This is a genomic window from Rhodococcus sp. 15-649-2-2, from assembly GCF_002258645.1.
Taxonomy (GTDB): domain Bacteria; phylum Actinomycetota; class Actinomycetes; order Mycobacteriales; family Mycobacteriaceae; genus Rhodococcoides.
The window spans coordinates 54,518-70,779 of sequence record NZ_NPFM01000020.1 but is presented as its reverse complement, the minus strand read 5'-3'; the positions used below and the strand labels follow the sequence as shown (position 1 = coordinate 70,779).

The window sequence follows — 16,262 nt, the reverse complement described above, 5'->3', positions numbered from 1 at the left end:
ACCCGGGGGTGGTGCACGCAAACAACAGGCCCCCCGCTGTGTGCGAGGGGCCTGTCGGGTGGAGAGAAACGTCAGCTGGCCTGCGCCTGCCACATCCAGTGCAACTGCTCGAGGCGCGCGGTGATGCCGATGAGCAAGTCCTGCGTCACCGGATCGGCTTCGCCGGTGTCGGCGATGCGTCCGCGGAGACGCTCCACCACGGCAGCGATGTTGTCGACAACGGCGGGCACGACCTCACTGTCCTGAGTCCACCCGGCACCGAAGCCCTTGGTGCCTGCGGTCGACGAGACGGTAGCTGCGCGGCCGTCTGGGCTGACGCCGATGGCAGTGGCGCGCTCGGCCGCCTGATCGGTGAACTCACGTGCAGCAGTGACCAATTCGTCGAGCTCGAGGTGAACGGAACGGAAGTTCTTGCCGATCACGTTCCAGTGCGCCTGCTTCGCGATGAGCGAGAGGTCGATGAGATCGACCACGGTGCCCTGAAGCGCGTCGCCCGCAATCTTCTGCTGGCCTGCGTCGAGAGTGCTGGTGATGGGGTTCGTCATGATGTGGCCTCCCTGCCGTTGGACGACGGTATGCATCGCACACCATTATTGTTCTTTCGTCTGTACTACACAACGGCACGTGAGCCCACGTTGTTCCGGATCGACGCCATCATCGCTGTGACGCCGATCCCAGGGTCGGTCGGATCAGACCTTGGCGGCCTCGTCGGACGGATCGTCGATTGCGCCGGCACCGGTGGTCGGTGCGGTCTCGTCCTGCTGCGACCGAACACCTTCTTCGACCTTCTTGCCGAGCTCGGGGTCGACGTTGGTCCAGTACTCGAACACTCGGCTCAGGACGGGCTCGCTGACGCCGTTGAGAACGTGTCCGACGATGTTCCCGACGAGACGCTCACGCTGGGCGTCGTCCATGACCTCGCGGACCAAGGCTCCCGCTTGCACGAAGTCGCCGTCCTCGGGGTGCTCGATGTACCCGGTGCGTACGAAACGAGGCTCGAAGTCCCACGCTCCGTCGTCGCCGTACTTGTTCGTGTCCGCCGATGGGCCGCCGAACGAGTTCGGGGCGTAGACGGGCGTCTCCGGGGAGTTGAACGAGTACCGCATGTTGCCGTCCTTGGAGTACGAGTTGACCTCGGACTTCGGGGCGTTGACCGGCAGCTGCGCGTAGTTCGCTCCGATGCGGTACCGGTGCGCGTCGGCGTAGGAGAAGACGCGGCCGAGCAGCATCTTGTCGGGGCTGAAGCCGATGCCGGGCACGGTGTTCGACGGCTCGAACGAGCTCTGCTCGATCTGGGCGAAGAAGTTCTCCGGGTTACGGTTCAAGGTCATCTTGCCGACCTCGATCAGCGGGTAGTCCTTCTGCGACCAGACCTTGGTGAGGTCGAACGGGTTGTACTTGTAGTTCTCCGCATCGTCGTACGGCATGAGCTGCACCTTGAGGGTCCAGCTGGGAAAGTCGCCGTTCTTGATGGATCCGAAGAGATCCTGACGGTGGTGGTCGGGGGACGTACCCGCAACCTCGTCCGCCTTGTCCTGCGTCAGGAAATCGATACCCTGATCGGTCTTGAAGTGGAACTTCACCCAGGTCTTCGTGCCGTCCTCGGCAATCAGCTGGTATGTGTGCGAGCCGAATCCGTCCATGTGGCGGAACGACTTCGGAATGCCGCGGTCACCCATGAGCCAGGTCACCTGGTGTGCCGACTCGGGCGAGAGGGTCCAGAAGTCCCACTGCATGTTGTTGTCGCGCAGGCCGGAATCGGGCATGCGCTTCTGGCTGCGGATGAAGTCCTGGAACTTGATCGGGTCCTTGACGAAGAAGATCGGGGTGTTGTTGCCGACCAGATCCCAGTTGCCTTCCTCGGTGTAGAACTTCAGCGAGAAGCCACGCGGATCGCGCCAGGTGTCGGGGCTGCCCTGCTCGCCCGCGACCGTGGAAAAGCGTGCCAGCATCTCGGTCTTGGCACCGGGCTGCAGAGCCTTCGCCTTGGTGTACTTGCTGATGTCTCCGGTGATCTCGAGTTCCCCGAACGCGCCTGCGCCCTTGGCGTGCACGACGCGCTCCGGGACCCGCTCACGGTTGAACTGGGCCATCTTCTCGATCAGGTAGTGATCGTGCAGGAGGATCGGACCCTGCGTCCCGGCGGTGAGCGACTGGTCGTCGCTGGGTACTGGAATTCCCGAGTTGCTGGTGGTGGGCTTATTGATCGGCTTGGTCATACGAAGCCTCCTGATGGCTGGAGTAAAACCGGGAGGGCTGTCCCGGGGACGCACTGAACGGCCGGACGCTGGACCGCTTCGTGGAGAGAATGCCTCGCGGGGCTGCGACATAAACCCCTGACGCGGCGACGTCTCCGGCTTTCAGCATGCCATCAATCTGGACTAAGTCAAGAAAAGAGCGGGCTTTCAGGGCACCAACTGCGCTTCACCGGTTCGCATCGACCCCGACACGATCTGCAGTCCGAAATAGGTGCCCGACGGCATCCAGCGGCTCAACGTCGGTCCCGTCGCTTCCACCCGGACCCGGGCCAACCTGGCCTTACCCTTCAGACGAGCGATACCGACGGCCGAGCCGCCGTCGACCGGTTGCGCGAATCCGATGGACCCGAGCATCGGAAACTGCGGTCCGTAGCCGCGAGAATCGGTGTGCACCGACCACTCGCCGCTGCTCACTCCGGCCTTTCCCAAGACTTCGCCGTCGAACTCGGCCAGCACCTTGGGTAAGTGCCAGTTGGTCCTACCGCCGTGTACGGACGTGGCGGAATCGACGGCGATGAACGGAACCGCCATCCGAGGAGTGCGACCGACGTCTCGGCGCAGAACTGGGCTCGCCAGAATCTCGCGGTACGGACCGACGGGTGATGTCACGTAATCGACCACCATGGCCATCGTGATCGGCAGGGTTGTAGCTCCGGACGGACCGAACTCCGACGACCGTGCTCGATGCCACCAGATCGTGGCCCGGACGTTGGCAGGCCATGGCGCTGCAGGGCTGACCGGCCAATCGGTGCGCTCGGTCTCGGACTCGGGCACGCTCCACATCAGGAGTCCCTCCCCACCACGGTCAACGGAAGCCGCAGCGCACCCGGCGCGGACACCGGCACCACCGGGCGGACCGGCTGTGTGGGTGTAACTTCCCGGTACTCGCTACCCGCCGCGGGGCGCTTGTCGGTCTCACCCTTGTTGGGCCACAACGCCATTGCACGCTCGGCCTGCGCGGTGATGGTCAGCGACGGATTGACCCCGAGGTTGGCGCTGACGGCCGAGCCGTCGAGCACATGCAATCCGTCGTAGCCGTACACACGCTGGTAGCCGTCGATCACACCGGTCTTCGGTGAGTCACCGATGGCGCAGCCACCGAGGAAGTGCGCGGTCATCGGAATGTTGACGATCTCCGCGATCGACCCGCCCGGGTCGCCGCCGATCTTGTCGGCGAGCAACCTGATGGCTGTGTGCCCCTGCGGAATCCACTGCGGCGGTGGATCGCCCGCACCGGGCCTACTGGTGAGCCGGCGACCGAACGGGCCCTTCTTCGAGCCGAGTTCGAGCGAGTTGTCGTCGGTCTGCATCACCAACGCGATGACGGTTCGCTCCGACCACCGGTGCACCGACAGGCTCCGCACCGCAGCGCCGGGATGGCGGAGAGCGACCCCAAGGGTCTTGAGCACGCGGGGCATCTTGCCGCCGCCGTCGCTCAGCACGGTCTGCAACAGTCCGATCGCGTTGCTGCCCTTGCCGTATCGCACCGGCTCGATGTGAGTGTGATCGTCGGGATGGAACGACGACGTGATCGCCACACCCTCGTGGTAGTCGACCTCACGGCCGCGGGCGGTCGCGGCGAGGACCGCCTCGGAATTGGTGCGCACCAACGAGCCGATCCTGTCCGACAATCGCGGCAGCGAACCCTTCTCCTTGGCTGCGAGCATCAGCTTCTGCGTGCCGTAGGTGCCGGCCGAGAAAATGACCTGATCGGCGGTGATGGTCTTCTCCTTGCGGCGCAGCTTCCCACCGGTCCGACGCGTCACCACGTCGTAGCCTGCGCCGTTGGGCCGCACGTCGACGACCGTCGTCAACGGAAGAACATGCGCGCCTGCATGTTCGGCCAGATAGAGGTAGTTCTTGACGAGTGTGTTCTTCGCACCGACGCGGCAGCCCGTCATGCACGATCCGCATTCGGTGCAGCCGGTGCGTTCGGGACCGGCACCACCGAAGAACGGGTCGGGTGCCGTCTTGCCGCGGTCACCGAAGTACACGCCCACCGGCGTCGAGGTGAACGTGTCCCCCACTCCCATGTCCTCGGCCACTTCCTTCATCACCTTGTCCGAGGCGGTGATCGTGGGATTGGTCTCGACGCCGAGCATTCGGCGCGCCTGGTCGTAGTACGGATTCAACTCGCGCTGCCAGTCGGTGATCGAACCCCACTGCGGGTCCTCGAAGAACTTCGCCGGTGGCTGGTACAGCGTGTTCGCATAGTTGAGCGAGCCGCCGCCCACGCCGGCTCCCGCCATCACCAGCACATCGGGCAGCAGGTGGATACGTTGCACGCCATAGCAACCCAGCGCCGGAGCCCATAGGTACTTGCGTAGCCGCCAGCTGGTCTTGGGCAGCTCGTCGTCCTCGAATCGGCGACCGGATTCCAGAACTGCCACCCGGTAGCCCTTCTCGACGGCCCGCAGCGCGGCAACGCTGCCGCCGAAACCGGAGCCGATGATCAATACGTCGTAGTCGCTCATGCGGATACCACCTCGTTGTCTGATTCGAGAGTGTCTTGTTCGGGAGTACCGGGGACGATTCGATAGTTCGAGACGTCGAACTCTCGCGTCTTGTTGCGGAACCGGAATGTGTAGGTGGGCCACATCGTGGAGTTGCGACCGTTGGCGTCGAGGTACCAGCTCGAGCAGCCGCCGGCATTCCACACGGTGCCGTCGAGCGCGGAGTCGACCCATGAATTGTGCTGCCGCTGAGCCGATTCGTTGACCTCGACGGCCGCAATCCTGCGATCCTTCATTTCCTTCAGCGCGGAGACCACGTAGTTGGCCTGCGACTCGAGCATGTACACGATGGAGCTGTGCCCGAGGTTGGTGTTGGGGCCGTACATCAGGAACAGGTTCGGGAACCCGGCGACGGTGGTACCGAGGTGCGCCTGCGGGCTACCGCCCCAACGTTCTGCGAGGGTGCGACCGTCGTTGCCGCGCAACAGATGCGACACCGGCGGCTCGGTGGGAGTGAACCCCGTCGCGAAGATGATCGTATCCACCTCGTGATTGCGACCCGAGGCGTCGACCACGCCGTTCTCGGTCACCGACGTCAGGCCCGACGTCACGAGATCGACGTCCGGACGGTCGAGCGTCCGGAGCCAATCGTTGGACAGCAGAAGCCTTTTGCAGCCGGGTGCGTAGTCGGGGGTCAGAGCGGCCCGCGTCGCGGGGTTCTTGACCTGCCGCTTCAGGTTCGCCTTCGCGAAAACCTTCACCGCGGGCAGCATCCACGGATTGTCGGCCAGAACCGTCACGTAAGCCTCGCGATAGCCGTAGATGATGCCGCGCACCGCACGATGGGCCGCAGGAATCTTCTCGTACAGCGTTCTTTCGAGCCGGCCGATGGTGCGATCGAGTCGCGGGATGACCCAGGCGGGGGTGCGCTGGAAGACGGTGAGCCGCTGCGCGCGGTCGACGATCTCGGGGACGAACTGCACCGCAGACGCTCCGGTGCCGATGACGGCGACGCGTTCACCGGTGAGGTCGTGCTCGTGATTCCACGTGGCGGAGTGGAACACGGTGCCGGAAAACGTGTCGATACCGGGCACGTCCGGAATCTTCGGGGTCGACAGCGCTCCGGTGGCGGCAACCAGAACCCGCGCGCTCGTTGCGCCCTTCGACGTCTGCACCGACCACCGCGAGGTGCTCGAATCCCAGGTGGCGCTCTGCAATTCGCAGTCGGTGACGATCCTGCGCTGCAGTCCCAGCCGCTCCACCACCGATTTCAGGTAGGAGAACAGTTCCGGCTGACGCGCGAAGGTATGACTCCACTCGGGGCTGGGAGCGAACGAGAACGAGTAGAGCGAGGTAGGCACATCGCACGCGCACCCCGGGTATGTGTTGTCTCGCCACGTGCCGCCCACATCGGACGCACGCTCGATGACCGTGACGTCGGCGGCCGGATCTGCGGCGAGGATCTTCGCCACCGCCGCCAGACCGGCGAACCCGGCTCCCACGACGAGGATGTCCACGCGCTGCTCGAGACTCATGACGTCATCACCTTTTCGGACCAGATCGGAAGGAGCCGCTCACGCAGTTGCGCGTCGGCCTCGGGAGTACGGAACAGCGCCGAGACGGCCAGGCCGCGGGCGAGTTCGACACTGAGCTCGATGGATTCGGGCGACATCTTGCTTCCCATGACGATCTGGGCACCACCCTGAATTGCCTCGGCGACGCGTCGTTCGAGGGGGATCATCGCCTCGTGCAGCGCCGGATCGGTACGGGCCGCTACCCAGAGTTCGAGGGCGGCGTAGAACAGGGGCCCGGAAAACGCGTCGGCGAGAATCTCGGGTCCTCGCGCCGGATCGGGTTCGGCTTCGAGGATCTCCGAGAGCCTGCGGTCGACCAGGTGCTCGACGGCCGCGATCACCAACGACTCCTTGGACGGAAAGTGGTGCAGTTGCGCTCCCCGAGACACACCGGCGCGCCGCGCTATTTCCTGCGTGCTGGTCTTGGCGAAGCCCAGTTCGACGAGGCAGTCGATCGCGGCGTCGAGCAACTTCGCGCGGGTGCCCGCGGTGCGCTCGGCCTGCGTACGCCGCCCGGTCGGCTCGGCGTCGTTCAATCCTGTGTCGGTAGTCACACTTCGCACAGTAGCGCTAAAACAACAAACAGTCCAGCCTGACTTTAAGTTTTGGTTCGGACCGTCAGATGCAGGCCTGGGCCCCGTCCATCACTCCGTGCCGGAACGCCTCGACGCGCAGGAACCCGCTCCCCTGACGGGACTCGTCACCGTCGCCGCGAAAGAGCAGCAGCGACGCGATCGCCTCGTCCAGGTCCCCGGGCGAGAGGGTGTATCCGCTGGTGGGACGGTTCTGCAGCAACACGCTGGCCGCCCAACTCCCGGCAAAGCAATCGCCCTGCAAGGACGTGTCCTGGGTGTCGGCGTCGATCCCGGCGTGTGCCATCCCCGCCAAGCCGTACTGGGTTGCGATGAGCGCCGCGACGGCAAAGTCCCCACCCTGCTCGTAGAACCGCGGCATCGCATCGACGGCATCGAACCCCACATAGTCGTCGGGCACGCAGTAGAACAGCACATAGCCGGAAGCAGACTGGCCACCACAGTCGGGAGCATCGGACGGGTCGAACGCAACGACCGGCTTCAGTGGCTCCCACGGCCGGCCCGTCAACTCCGGAAAGAGCACGCTCCAGTAGTCCTCGAGATCTTTCGGAACGCCGTCGATGATCTGCTCGAGCGGAGCGTCGCCGCCCCGATCGGCGTCGGACTGGCTGGTGAACGGCAGCTGCAGGACGGGAGGGGAGCCGTCGACGTACGGTTTGCAGTCCATCGGGCCGCCGTCGAACCCGGTCTGAAACGAACTGACGCGGTCGAAGCCGCTGCCGTGCGCCGAATCGCTCTCGGCCGAACTACCCGGCTCGTCACGCAGATACAGGAAACCGGCCAGAGCACTGTCGAGTTCGGCCTGCGACGGATCGAAGGCGGTGGCGTCGGTTACCGCATGAGCCGCCCACGCTCCCGCGAAGCAGTCGGCCTGAATTTCACTGGTGACGGTCATGCCCTCGAAGTTGGCCCTGGCCTGGATCGCGTGCCCCCACTCGTGGGCCATCACGACGGGAATCACGAAGTCGCCGAACCGTTGCTGGAGATCGGGGAGTAATCCCTCGCTGTCCCACGCCACTACGTCGGCGCTGGGGCAGTAGAAGGCGTTGCCCGCGATATCGTCGGCCGAGGACGCGCACGGCGGCACATCGCCGGAAGACGGGACGACGGCATAGAAGCCACCGCTGACGGGTGTGTAGTCGCTGCCGTACACAGCGGGGAATTGCTCGGCCCAATACGCCTGCAGATCATCGATCGCGGCCGCGACGATCTCGTTCACCGGATCGGACGCATCGCCCACCATTCCGGCGGTTGCGGGCGCGTCGCCTGCCACCGCCTGGGGTGTCGATTCTGTTGTGCTGGAATCGGATTGCGCCGAGCCACCGCACGCGGACAAGGCCAGCGCCACTACCCCGACCACCGCGAACGTCTTCACTACTGACCTCATAGCTGCAGACGCTAACCAGCGAGGATTGGAAATCGATTGGAAGGTGCACCCGATCTTCCAATCCATTTCCAATGTCACGGTTCTACGATCCGGTCGGTTCGATCCCTGCTGTAGCGACTTGAATGCTGTATCCGAACGAACGAAAGAGGACCGATGACACTCTCTACTATTGGCGTTCGTGGGGCCGCATGTGCTGCCGTGGTGATACTCGGGCTCACCGCCGCCGGATGCAGCAGTAGCTCCGACACGGCAACGGCCACGACCTCGGCAGCCGCAACCACGACAACAGAGGCAGCCGCGACCACGACGGTCAAGAAGCTGGCACCCGCCACCACCACCGAAGCCCCCGCCGGCCCCAACCCCACCATCGCCGACTACATCGTCGACGCGGGCCTGACCGAAATCCCCGTCACCCGTGACGATCCCACCGCGCCCACCATCAACCTCGCCATCCCGGAAGGCTGGGTGGACGCGGCCGAACAGACCCCCGAGTGGGCCTATGGTGCGATCATCTACCCGGAGGTCGCCGCCGACGAACGCACCCCGAGCATGATCGCCATCGTTTCCAAGCTCGAAGGCGACGTCGATCCTCAGGCCATCATCGACTATGCCCCAGGCGAATTGATGAACCTTCCCCAGTTCACTCCATCCGGGGAAGGTGCCGTGTCGACTCTGTCGGGCTTCCCGGCGTACCAGATCGCCGGAACCTACGTCGACGAGACGGGGGCCGAACTGGTGTCGGCGCAGAAGACCGCGATCATCACCGGGCAGGACGGCTACTACATCCTGCAGATCAACGTCGACGGCAGCGTCGATCAGTTCGACCTACTGGTCGACGCCACCACCCAGGTGGACGACCAGACTGTCATCACCCCGTAATTCGTTGCCGGGCACGGTGATCGGAGCTGGGATGCTCCGATCACCGTGAGACAGGTTTGCCAATGTCCACAGCACCGCCGAGCACTGTCTCGCCATTGAGCATCGGACCCGACGAGCCGTATTCGGAGCCCAAACGCTTTCTCCGCAAGCTGAATCCACTGCGCTGGCTGGCGCTGGCGAACGGCACACCCGTGGTGTTGAAACAGATACTTCAGCTGGGGCTGCTCATCGTGTGGCCGGTGTGGTTCGTGTGGGTGATCATCCGCGCAGTCTGCTTCTTCGCCTTCTGGCTGCTGCTCTACCCCGTCCGAGCGAATCAGAAGAAGAACCACCCCGAGGACTACGCCCGAGCACAAGCGCGCCGACTGCCCTGACGCGATCGGCTACTGCCGAATATCATTGCTCGGTAACTTGTTTCATCGAATACCCGCGGCCGAAAGTACGGCCGCGAAGCCCTCTTGCAGATCCCTGACGAAGTAGGTGGGATCTTCCAGCGAAGGAAAGTGGCCCCCACTCTCGGGAGCCTTCCATCGAACGATCTGCCGGAAGCGGTGCTGAGCCCACGGCCGAGGATTCTTCTCGATGTCGTGGGGGTACGTCGTGATCGCCGCAGGAACGTCGACCCGCAGGTCCGGATCGAGCGAGTTGTGGCTCTCGTAGTAGATCCGAGCCGACGATGCACCGGTGCGCGTGAGCCAGTACAGGGTGACGTTGTCGAGGATGGTGTCCCTGGAGATCGTCTCGAACGGACTGTCTTCGGTATCCGTCCATTCGGCGAACTTGTCGAGAATCCAGGCGAGTAGCCCCACCGGGGAATCGACGAGTGAGTACCCGATCGTTTGCGGCCGGGTCGCCTGCTGCTTCGCGTACGCACAGTGGTGCCGCCGGAAATTTTCGGAGTCCTCGGTCCAGCGGCGCTCGTTGGGAGTGAGCGGTTCAGTCGTCATCCCCGGTGGCGGTTGCGCGAGAGTTGTGTGGGTTCCGATGACATGCGCAGGGAATCTGCCCCCGAGGATCGTGGTGATCACGCCTCCCCAGTCACCGCCGTGGGCCAGAAACCGGTCGTAACCCAGCCTGTGCATCAACTCGACCCACGCGGCCGCGATCTTCTCGGTTCCCCATCCGGTCGCACTCGGCTTGTCGCTGAAGCCGAACCCCGGCAGCGAGGGAACGACGACGTGGAACGCCGGTGCCTCGGCATCTCGGGGATCCGCCAACTCGTCCACGATGTCGACAAATTCGACGCAACTGCCCGGCCAGCCATGGGTCATGATCAGCGGGGTGGCGTCTGCGCGTGCGGATCGTCGGTGCAGAAAGTGAATGCCGACGCCGTCGATCGTTGTGCGCCACTGGCCTACTCGACCGAGTCGTTCCTCGAACGATCGCCAGTCGTACTCGGTGTGCCAATAGTCGACGGTCTCGACGAGGTCGGCCAGAGGGACGCCTTGTTCCCATCGGCCCGTGCCGAACGACACCGTCTCCGCTTCCGGAAGGCGTGCAGCCTTCAATCGCGCACGTAGATCGTCGAGGTCCGCGTCGGACGCCCGGAACTCGAATGCGTGCACCTGCGTGGAGTTGAGTGTCGTCATGGGGTCTCCTTGATTGGAACCGGCTAAGCCAGTTCTACATCTCGAGGTGATCTCTGCGCAACCGGCTAAGCTGGTTCCCATGGCCGCCGAGTTCCCCGAGTTCCGCCCCGGCAGCGTGCTGTCCACCGCGTTCACCGGGACACTGACCGAGCGACGCGGCGACCCGCTGGAACGAATCCCGGTGCCGCACCGGTTCGTCGACTGGTTGGCACTGAATGGACTCCCCGTGGACAACTGCACCGTGGCCCAACTGGACCTGGCCCTGGAACTGCGAGAAGCGATACACCTCGCCGCGACGGCAGCAGCAGTCCATGAGGCTCTGCCCACGTCGGCCATTCAGATCGTCAACGACCACAGCGTTCGGGGCAACGCGTCGTTGGTCCTGACGCCCGAGGGCAACAGGCAATGGAAGTTGAACTCGGACTCAGCCGTCGAAGACGCCCTGGGAGTCATCGCTGCCGACGCCATCAGCATCATCGCCGGCGATCGGGACGGAAAGTTGGAACTGTGCGCATCACCCACCTGCCGAGCCGCGTTCTTCGACACCAGCCAGAGCCGTAGCCGGAAATGGTGCGACATGAACACGTGCGGAAACCGGCAGAAGAAGGCGCGGTTCGTTGCCAATCAGCGGCGCGAACATGAAAGGAGCCGAGAACAGTGAGCAGCCATTCGGTACGTCCCGAGGACGTTCTGCCCGACGGGGCAGAGAGAGCGTCGTTCGATGGACTCGAGATTCGCAAAGGCACCGTCGCGGCGTTCGTGGCCAACGCGCGAGCCCTCGACGACGCCGAACCGGGCACCGAGGCCCACCGAGAACTGTTGGCAACGCTGGAAGATCTTGCACCCCAGCTAGCTGCAATCGGACTGTTCGAGGTGTTCGAGCCGCGGAATCCGCAGATTGCGCAGTTGGTCGAAGCCGCGATTCGCAGGAGCTGACCCCCAAACGACTGCGGACCTACGGTGACCGCGCTAGATCTTTGGAGGCGTGTACTGGCCGTACAGACCCTCAACGTCCCCTCTGGAATACGCCTCGTGCTCCGCCTGTGCACGCGCCGCAAGCGCTGACTGAGTTGCTCGCTGCTTCTTCACTGTCTTGACACCTATATAGCAACCGCCACCCAGGGCGACGGCGGGCAGCGCGATATACCAAAAATTCACAATGAATCCGAGAGCCAGAAAAACCCCGATCACCGCGACCAGTGCACCTACGAAAGGGTGCTGACGCCACACAGACCGGGTGTCCACGGGACGTTGGGACGGAGTCGCGTGGCCTTGCGCGTGATAGTGATGGTGGACGTGGTTGCCACCGTAGAACTGGTTCGACATGCGCCAAATTTAGCCGCTCATCTGCGTCTACATCCGCAGAACAGCAGAAGCATCCGCCGAATCCGAAAGATTGCGTAACTGTTCGCACCCGCAGTCGATGGGATGGATCGACCGTGCAGCAGTTTGCGCCGATGAGCCACGGGCAATTCTGCCGGTATGCCTCTCGCCTCCCACGGACGCTTCGACTACTCCCCCATCGTCGATCGGCCACAGTTCGACTGGCCGGGTGACGCGCGCCTCGCGGTGTACGTCGCCGTCAACTGCGAACACTTTCCCTACGACGACGGCGAACCCGGGCTCGGATACACGCCCGCGATGGAGCAGCCCAATACCTACAACTGGGGCTGGCGCGAATACGGGAACCGCGTGGGTGGTTTTCGGATCGCAGAGACGTTGCAGCAGAGCGGAGTTCGTCCGACTCTGCTCGTGAACACCGAGGTGTACGAGCATGCCCCACGGCTGGTCGACGCTTTCCGTGGGCTCGATGCCGAGATCGTCGCGCACGGCCGAACCAATGCCGTCCAACCGAACGATCTGGACCAGGACGCCGAGCGCCGCTCGATCGACGAGGTGACGACAGCTATCGAACATCACGAAGGCTCGCCGCCTCGCGGGTGGATGAGTCCCGGCGCCAACCCCAGCCGCGTGACCGAAGATCTGCTCGCCGAACGCGGTTACGAGTACACCTTGGATTGGCCGATCGACGATCAACCCGTGTGGCTAGAGACCCGGGGCGGCCCATTGCTGAGCGTCCCGTATCCCCACGAGGTCAACGATCTCCCGGTGTTCATTCACCACCACCAGACAGCAGAAGCGTTCGAGCACAACATCATCGACAGCTTCGACGAGCTGAAGGAGAACTCGTCGCACCAACCCGTGGTGCTGGCGATCTCCCTGCACACTTTCCTGACTGGACAGCCCTACAGACTTCGACGGTTCCGTTCGGCGCTGAAGCACATGACCGACAACAGCGACGGCGTCTGGTTCACCACCCCGGGCGCCATCACATCGCACTATCGCGCAGTGGTACCCGCGGAAGCGTCGATGCCATCCAACGACACGTAGTCCACCAACAGAGTTGCCGGAAACGGCGTCCACAAGTCAGGATCGCCGGGCATGGTTCCACCCACCGCAAGGTTCAACAGCAGATAGAAGGGCCGATCGAACACCCAGGTAGCACTGGGCGGTAGGTCTTCGGGATGAACCTCGAAATACGTTGTCCCATCCAGAGACCAGCTCACCGAGTCGGCACTCTTGTCGACGGCGCAGGTGTGGAAATCGGCCGATAGATGCACCTCCGAGTCGAACTCGCCGGTGATACCTCTACCGTCGGAATAGCCCGGACCGTGCACAGTGCCGTTGACGATGCCGAGTTCGATACCGACGATCTCGGCCACATCGATCTCTCCGTCGTCCGGCCATGAATCGGGCGAGCCACCCAACATCCAGAATGCCGGCCACAACCCCAATCCCGCAGACACTTTCATGCGAACCTCCGCATGTCCGATGTCCAGACTCACCGTGCCCATCGAATTCACCCGTCCCGAGGTGTAGGGACATGTATCGCCGTTCCAGCACGGCGCATACATACCTGCCGGAGTGCGACGGGCGGTGATGGCGAGGTTGCCTTGGCCGTCGAGCGACACGTTGTCTGCTCCGCTTGTGTAGTACTGCAGCTCCCTGTTTCCCCAACCGTCAAATTCGGCGTTCCCGATATCTGTGGCCCAGATCTGCGTGTTGGGGGACGTCCCCGCCGGCCCTGCAAAGTCGTCGCGAAACGAGAACGCGCTCCGGGAGTCGGACCGGGCCGGCCCGACGCGCTGCACCCAGTAGCGCCGAGAACTACGGCCACACAGGCCAGCGCGGCACACGCCTTCACTCGGAGGTTCACGCGCCGAATGTAGGCCCACGGACCCGAAAAGTCTCGGTCCGAGGTTGACCGCGTCATCTATCGGACATGCGGCATCGTCAAACCTTTTACACGACTATCGAATTGCTCGAGTCGGCCGATGATCAGGCTGCGCGTCGTTTTCGTCGGTGGTAGGTGGGGATGGGTTGTCTTCTGGGGTCGACGGATTCGGGTGGGATGGCGTACGGGTGTCCGTCCTCGCCCATGATCAGTTGCCAGTCGCCGTGGTGGACGAGTCGGTGGCATTCCCCGCAGACCAGCGCGAGGTTGTTCAGATCGGTTGCGCCGCCGTCTTCCCAGAACTTCACGTGGTGGGCCTGGCACCACTGCGCCGGTCGGCCGCACATCACGCAGCAAGTATCGCGGATGGTCAGGGCGATGCGTTGGTCATCGCTGGCGAGTCTGGTGGTGCGCCCGAGGGCGAGCGGAACGCCGAGGTGGTCGACGATGACGGGGGTCAGGTCGGCGTCGCAGGTGAGGAGTTCGGCAAGGAAGCGACTGATCGGGCCGGTCCAGTCGAGGTGGAACGGCCAGTCGGCGTCGCCCGGCTCGGGCGCAGACTTCTGCCCGCCACCACCACCGGCAGTATCGCTACCGGCTGCTGCTCCGCGGCGAGCACCGGCGTCGCCCGGCTCGGGCGCAGACTTCTGCGCGGCACGATCACCACCGGCAGTATCACCACCGGTTGCTGCGTCGCCGCGAGCGTCGGTATCGCCTCGGGCAGCGCCATCGGAACGCGGGTCGGTGGGACCGGTGCTGTCGCCCTCTTCGTGGCGCACTGCATCAACGCTGGAACCGACCCTGTCGTAGCCGGCACCGGTTCTCGTCGAATCCGTTGTTGTACTTCCGGGTTGCTCCTTGCCGCCGTGGGCGAGCAAGTCTCGTAGCGGAACGATCAGGTGCACCGACGCCCGCGACTCACCTGCCGACCCGCGGGTGCTGCCGCGCAGGTGCCGGTCGAGAATGTGATCGAGTGCATCGGCTCGCCGCTTCGACGGGCTACGTGGATCGCGTTCGCCACCGGGACCTGGCCGCGGTGCAGTCAACGCCGACAGGGCGGTGAGCAGTTTCTCGGCCAGCAATCGGTCGGCGTTGCCACCGAATTGATAACGACCGTTCGCGAGAGGATGAAGATCGAATCGGTTCAGGTCCGGGTTCTCCGACACCGGTCGCGGTGCAGGAGTCGGCGGAACAGGCTCGGGTGCAGGCGGTTCCGGATTGGGTAGCCTGCCGCTTGGAGTCGCTGAGTGATCGCTCCGTCCCGCCTGACCTTGATGCTCCGGCTCCCTCTTTTCCTGCTCTCGTTGTTGTTGCTCGCGTCGGTCCTTCTCGTGTCGAGCTCGGGCGTCGTCCGCCGCAGAGTGCGCCAGTGCTTGCGCACGTGAGGTGACCTGACCGGCGGTATTGCGTATCGCGGTGTCGAGGAGTTCGGCGACGATTGCGTCGCGTCGTTGCTCGTCGAGGGTGGGGTCTGCCAGCAGGACGACGTCGTAGCCCTCGGCGATTGCTGCGGCGTGAGCGGCGTGAATCTCACCGCAGGCGAGGGCGTCGAGCACAGTGTGGTGATCGTGCAGCCAGTACCCCAGTGCGTTCTGGCGGGCCGCTGATCCGTCGGTGATCCGGACCGATCGGGCGTACCAGCGGGTGACGGACGAGTGCCCGAGTTTCATCGCCAAGCCGCGTCGGTCGATTTCGGCGAGAAGCGTCAATCTGGTTGCAGCGAACGCGTTTTCGAGGGAGGTCACGTCAGCGAGCGCGGAGACCAATTCCTGGTCCGCGAGCCCGAACACATCCCCCCATGTCTTCACACCACGAAAGCTATACCCACCCACCGACACACTTTTTCGATGACCGCTCTACAGGGCACGCATGCTGTTGTTCCGGGCGTTGTGAGTGAGCTCGGCCAGGCCGAGCTCTTCGAGGAGCGGCGGCAGGTACATCCCGAACCGGCCGCGGTATCCGTTCCTGAGCCCGTACCAACCGCCGACCGGGTTGTCCTCTGAGCGCCCCCACGCTTCGACCGTGTCAGGAGCAGCCGGCTTCTTCTCGTCTGCGGCACCGAGCAATACCCAGTCGGCACGTTCGGTGAGCCAGCCGTGCAAATCCTCGATTGCCTCGATTGCCTCGATGCGGTATCGCAGTGTCGTCGACCCCACCTGGCATACGAGGGCAGGTGGCTCGTGGTCGGGATCGCGGTACATGGTGTACGCCGAGGTGCCGGGGGCGGTGGTGAGAGCCCACGGGTCGGATTTGGTTCCGCTGGTCATGGCCGGGGTCCGTTCCGCTGTCGCAGT

16 protein-coding genes and 1 pseudogene are annotated in these 16,262 nt (G+C 64.1%); 5 read left to right on the top strand and 12 right to left on the bottom strand.

The window, feature by feature from the left end; all coding sequences use genetic code 11:
- Window positions 1–71: 71 nt before the first annotated feature.
- From CH305_RS11685 to CH305_RS29445, 8 genes and pseudogenes are all read right to left on the bottom strand, one after another.
- Window positions 72–545: a Dps family protein gene (locus CH305_RS11685; protein ID WP_032380678.1), complete on the bottom strand. Its 474-nt coding sequence runs from the start codon at window positions 543–545 to the stop codon at window positions 72–74.
- Window positions 546–689: 144 nt separating this feature from the next.
- The gene (locus tag CH305_RS11680) at window positions 690–2,219 is read right to left on the bottom strand and encodes a catalase (protein ID WP_218828583.1); all 1,530 of its coding nucleotides are present in this window, start codon (window positions 2,217–2,219) and stop codon (window positions 690–692) included.
- A gap of 186 nt (window positions 2,220–2,405) precedes the next feature.
- Complete coding sequence (locus CH305_RS11675; RefSeq protein ID WP_032404568.1) at window positions 2,406–3,041, bottom strand: acetoacetate decarboxylase family protein; 636 nt, start codon at window positions 3,039–3,041, stop codon at window positions 2,406–2,408.
- A complete protein-coding gene (locus CH305_RS11670) occupies window positions 3,041–4,732 on the bottom strand; it encodes a GMC oxidoreductase (RefSeq protein ID WP_094609286.1) in 1,692 nt (563 codons plus the stop codon). The genes CH305_RS11675 and CH305_RS11670 overlap by 1 nt, the downstream gene beginning before the upstream one ends.
- On the bottom strand, window positions 4,729–6,246 hold the full coding sequence (locus tag CH305_RS11665; protein ID WP_094703792.1) for an NAD(P)/FAD-dependent oxidoreductase: 1,518 nt from the start codon (window positions 6,244–6,246) through the stop codon (window positions 4,729–4,731). Before CH305_RS11665 ends, CH305_RS11670 begins: the two co-directional genes overlap by 4 nt.
- A complete protein-coding gene (locus tag CH305_RS11660) occupies window positions 6,243–6,848 on the bottom strand; it encodes a TetR/AcrR family transcriptional regulator (protein ID WP_094703791.1) in 606 nt (201 codons plus the stop codon). The genes CH305_RS11665 and CH305_RS11660 overlap by 4 nt, the downstream gene beginning before the upstream one ends.
- A 55-nt stretch (window positions 6,849–6,903) precedes the next feature.
- Window positions 6,904–8,121 carry a neutral zinc metallopeptidase gene (locus CH305_RS29745; RefSeq protein ID WP_373454555.1) on the bottom strand — a complete coding sequence of 406 codons (1,218 nt, stop codon included), beginning with the start codon at window positions 8,119–8,121 and terminating at the stop codon, window positions 6,904–6,906.
- A 45-nt stretch (window positions 8,122–8,166) separates the two neighbouring features.
- Window positions 8,167–8,355: pseudogene (locus CH305_RS29445) on the bottom strand (hypothetical protein); the annotation flags it as partial.
- A gap of 63 nt (window positions 8,356–8,418) precedes the next feature.
- Between CH305_RS29445 and CH305_RS11650 the strand changes: the two are divergent.
- Both CH305_RS11650 and CH305_RS11645 read left to right on the top strand, forming a co-directional pair.
- The gene (locus CH305_RS11650; protein ID WP_032380005.1) at window positions 8,419–9,144 is read left to right on the top strand and encodes an LpqN/LpqT family lipoprotein; all 726 of its coding nucleotides are present in this window, start codon (window positions 8,419–8,421) and stop codon (window positions 9,142–9,144) included.
- A 62-nt stretch (window positions 9,145–9,206) separates the two neighbouring features.
- Window positions 9,207–9,518, top strand: coding sequence for a hypothetical protein (locus CH305_RS11645; RefSeq protein WP_052077812.1), 312 nt, complete (start codon window positions 9,207–9,209; stop codon window positions 9,516–9,518).
- A gap of 42 nt (window positions 9,519–9,560) precedes the next feature.
- Here the strand turns inward: CH305_RS11645 and CH305_RS11640 are convergent, their stop codons facing one another.
- Window positions 9,561–10,733, bottom strand: a complete 1,173-nt coding sequence (locus tag CH305_RS11640) for an epoxide hydrolase family protein (RefSeq protein WP_094703789.1) — start codon at window positions 10,731–10,733, stop codon at window positions 9,561–9,563.
- A gap of 79 nt (window positions 10,734–10,812) precedes the next feature.
- On the opposite strand from CH305_RS11640, the gene CH305_RS11635 reads away from it, so the two are divergent.
- The 3 genes from CH305_RS11635 to CH305_RS11620 all read left to right on the top strand — a co-directional run bounded on the left by CH305_RS11635 (window position 10,813) and on the right by CH305_RS11620 (window position 13,124).
- Window positions 10,813–11,394 carry an ABATE domain-containing protein gene (locus tag CH305_RS11635; protein WP_094703788.1) on the top strand — a complete coding sequence of 194 codons (582 nt, stop codon included), beginning with the start codon at window positions 10,813–10,815 and terminating at the stop codon, window positions 11,392–11,394.
- Window positions 11,391–11,669 carry a hypothetical protein gene (locus CH305_RS11630; protein ID WP_094703787.1) on the top strand — a complete coding sequence of 93 codons (279 nt, stop codon included), beginning with the start codon at window positions 11,391–11,393 and terminating at the stop codon, window positions 11,667–11,669. The genes CH305_RS11635 and CH305_RS11630 overlap by 4 nt, the downstream gene beginning before the upstream one ends.
- Before the next feature lie 546 nt (window positions 11,670–12,215).
- Window positions 12,216–13,124 (top strand): polysaccharide deacetylase family protein, encoded by a 909-nt coding sequence (locus tag CH305_RS11620; RefSeq protein WP_094703786.1) that lies wholly within the window; start codon window positions 12,216–12,218, stop codon window positions 13,122–13,124.
- Here the strand turns inward: CH305_RS11620 and CH305_RS11615 are convergent.
- The 3 genes from CH305_RS11615 to CH305_RS11605 form a co-directional block, all read right to left on the bottom strand.
- The gene (locus CH305_RS11615) at window positions 13,073–13,885 is read right to left on the bottom strand and encodes a family 16 glycosylhydrolase (protein WP_373454554.1); all 813 of its coding nucleotides are present in this window, start codon (window positions 13,883–13,885) and stop codon (window positions 13,073–13,075) included. The genes CH305_RS11620 and CH305_RS11615 overlap by 52 nt on opposite strands.
- 187 nt (window positions 13,886–14,072) lie before the next feature.
- A complete protein-coding gene (locus CH305_RS29440) occupies window positions 14,073–15,776 on the bottom strand; it encodes an HNH endonuclease signature motif containing protein (protein WP_256983696.1) in 1,704 nt (567 codons plus the stop codon).
- A gap of 48 nt (window positions 15,777–15,824) precedes the next feature.
- Window positions 15,825–16,235, bottom strand: a complete 411-nt coding sequence (locus CH305_RS11605; protein ID WP_094703784.1) for a DUF6855 family protein — start codon at window positions 16,233–16,235, stop codon at window positions 15,825–15,827.
- Between the last annotated feature and the right edge of the window lie 27 nt (window positions 16,236–16,262).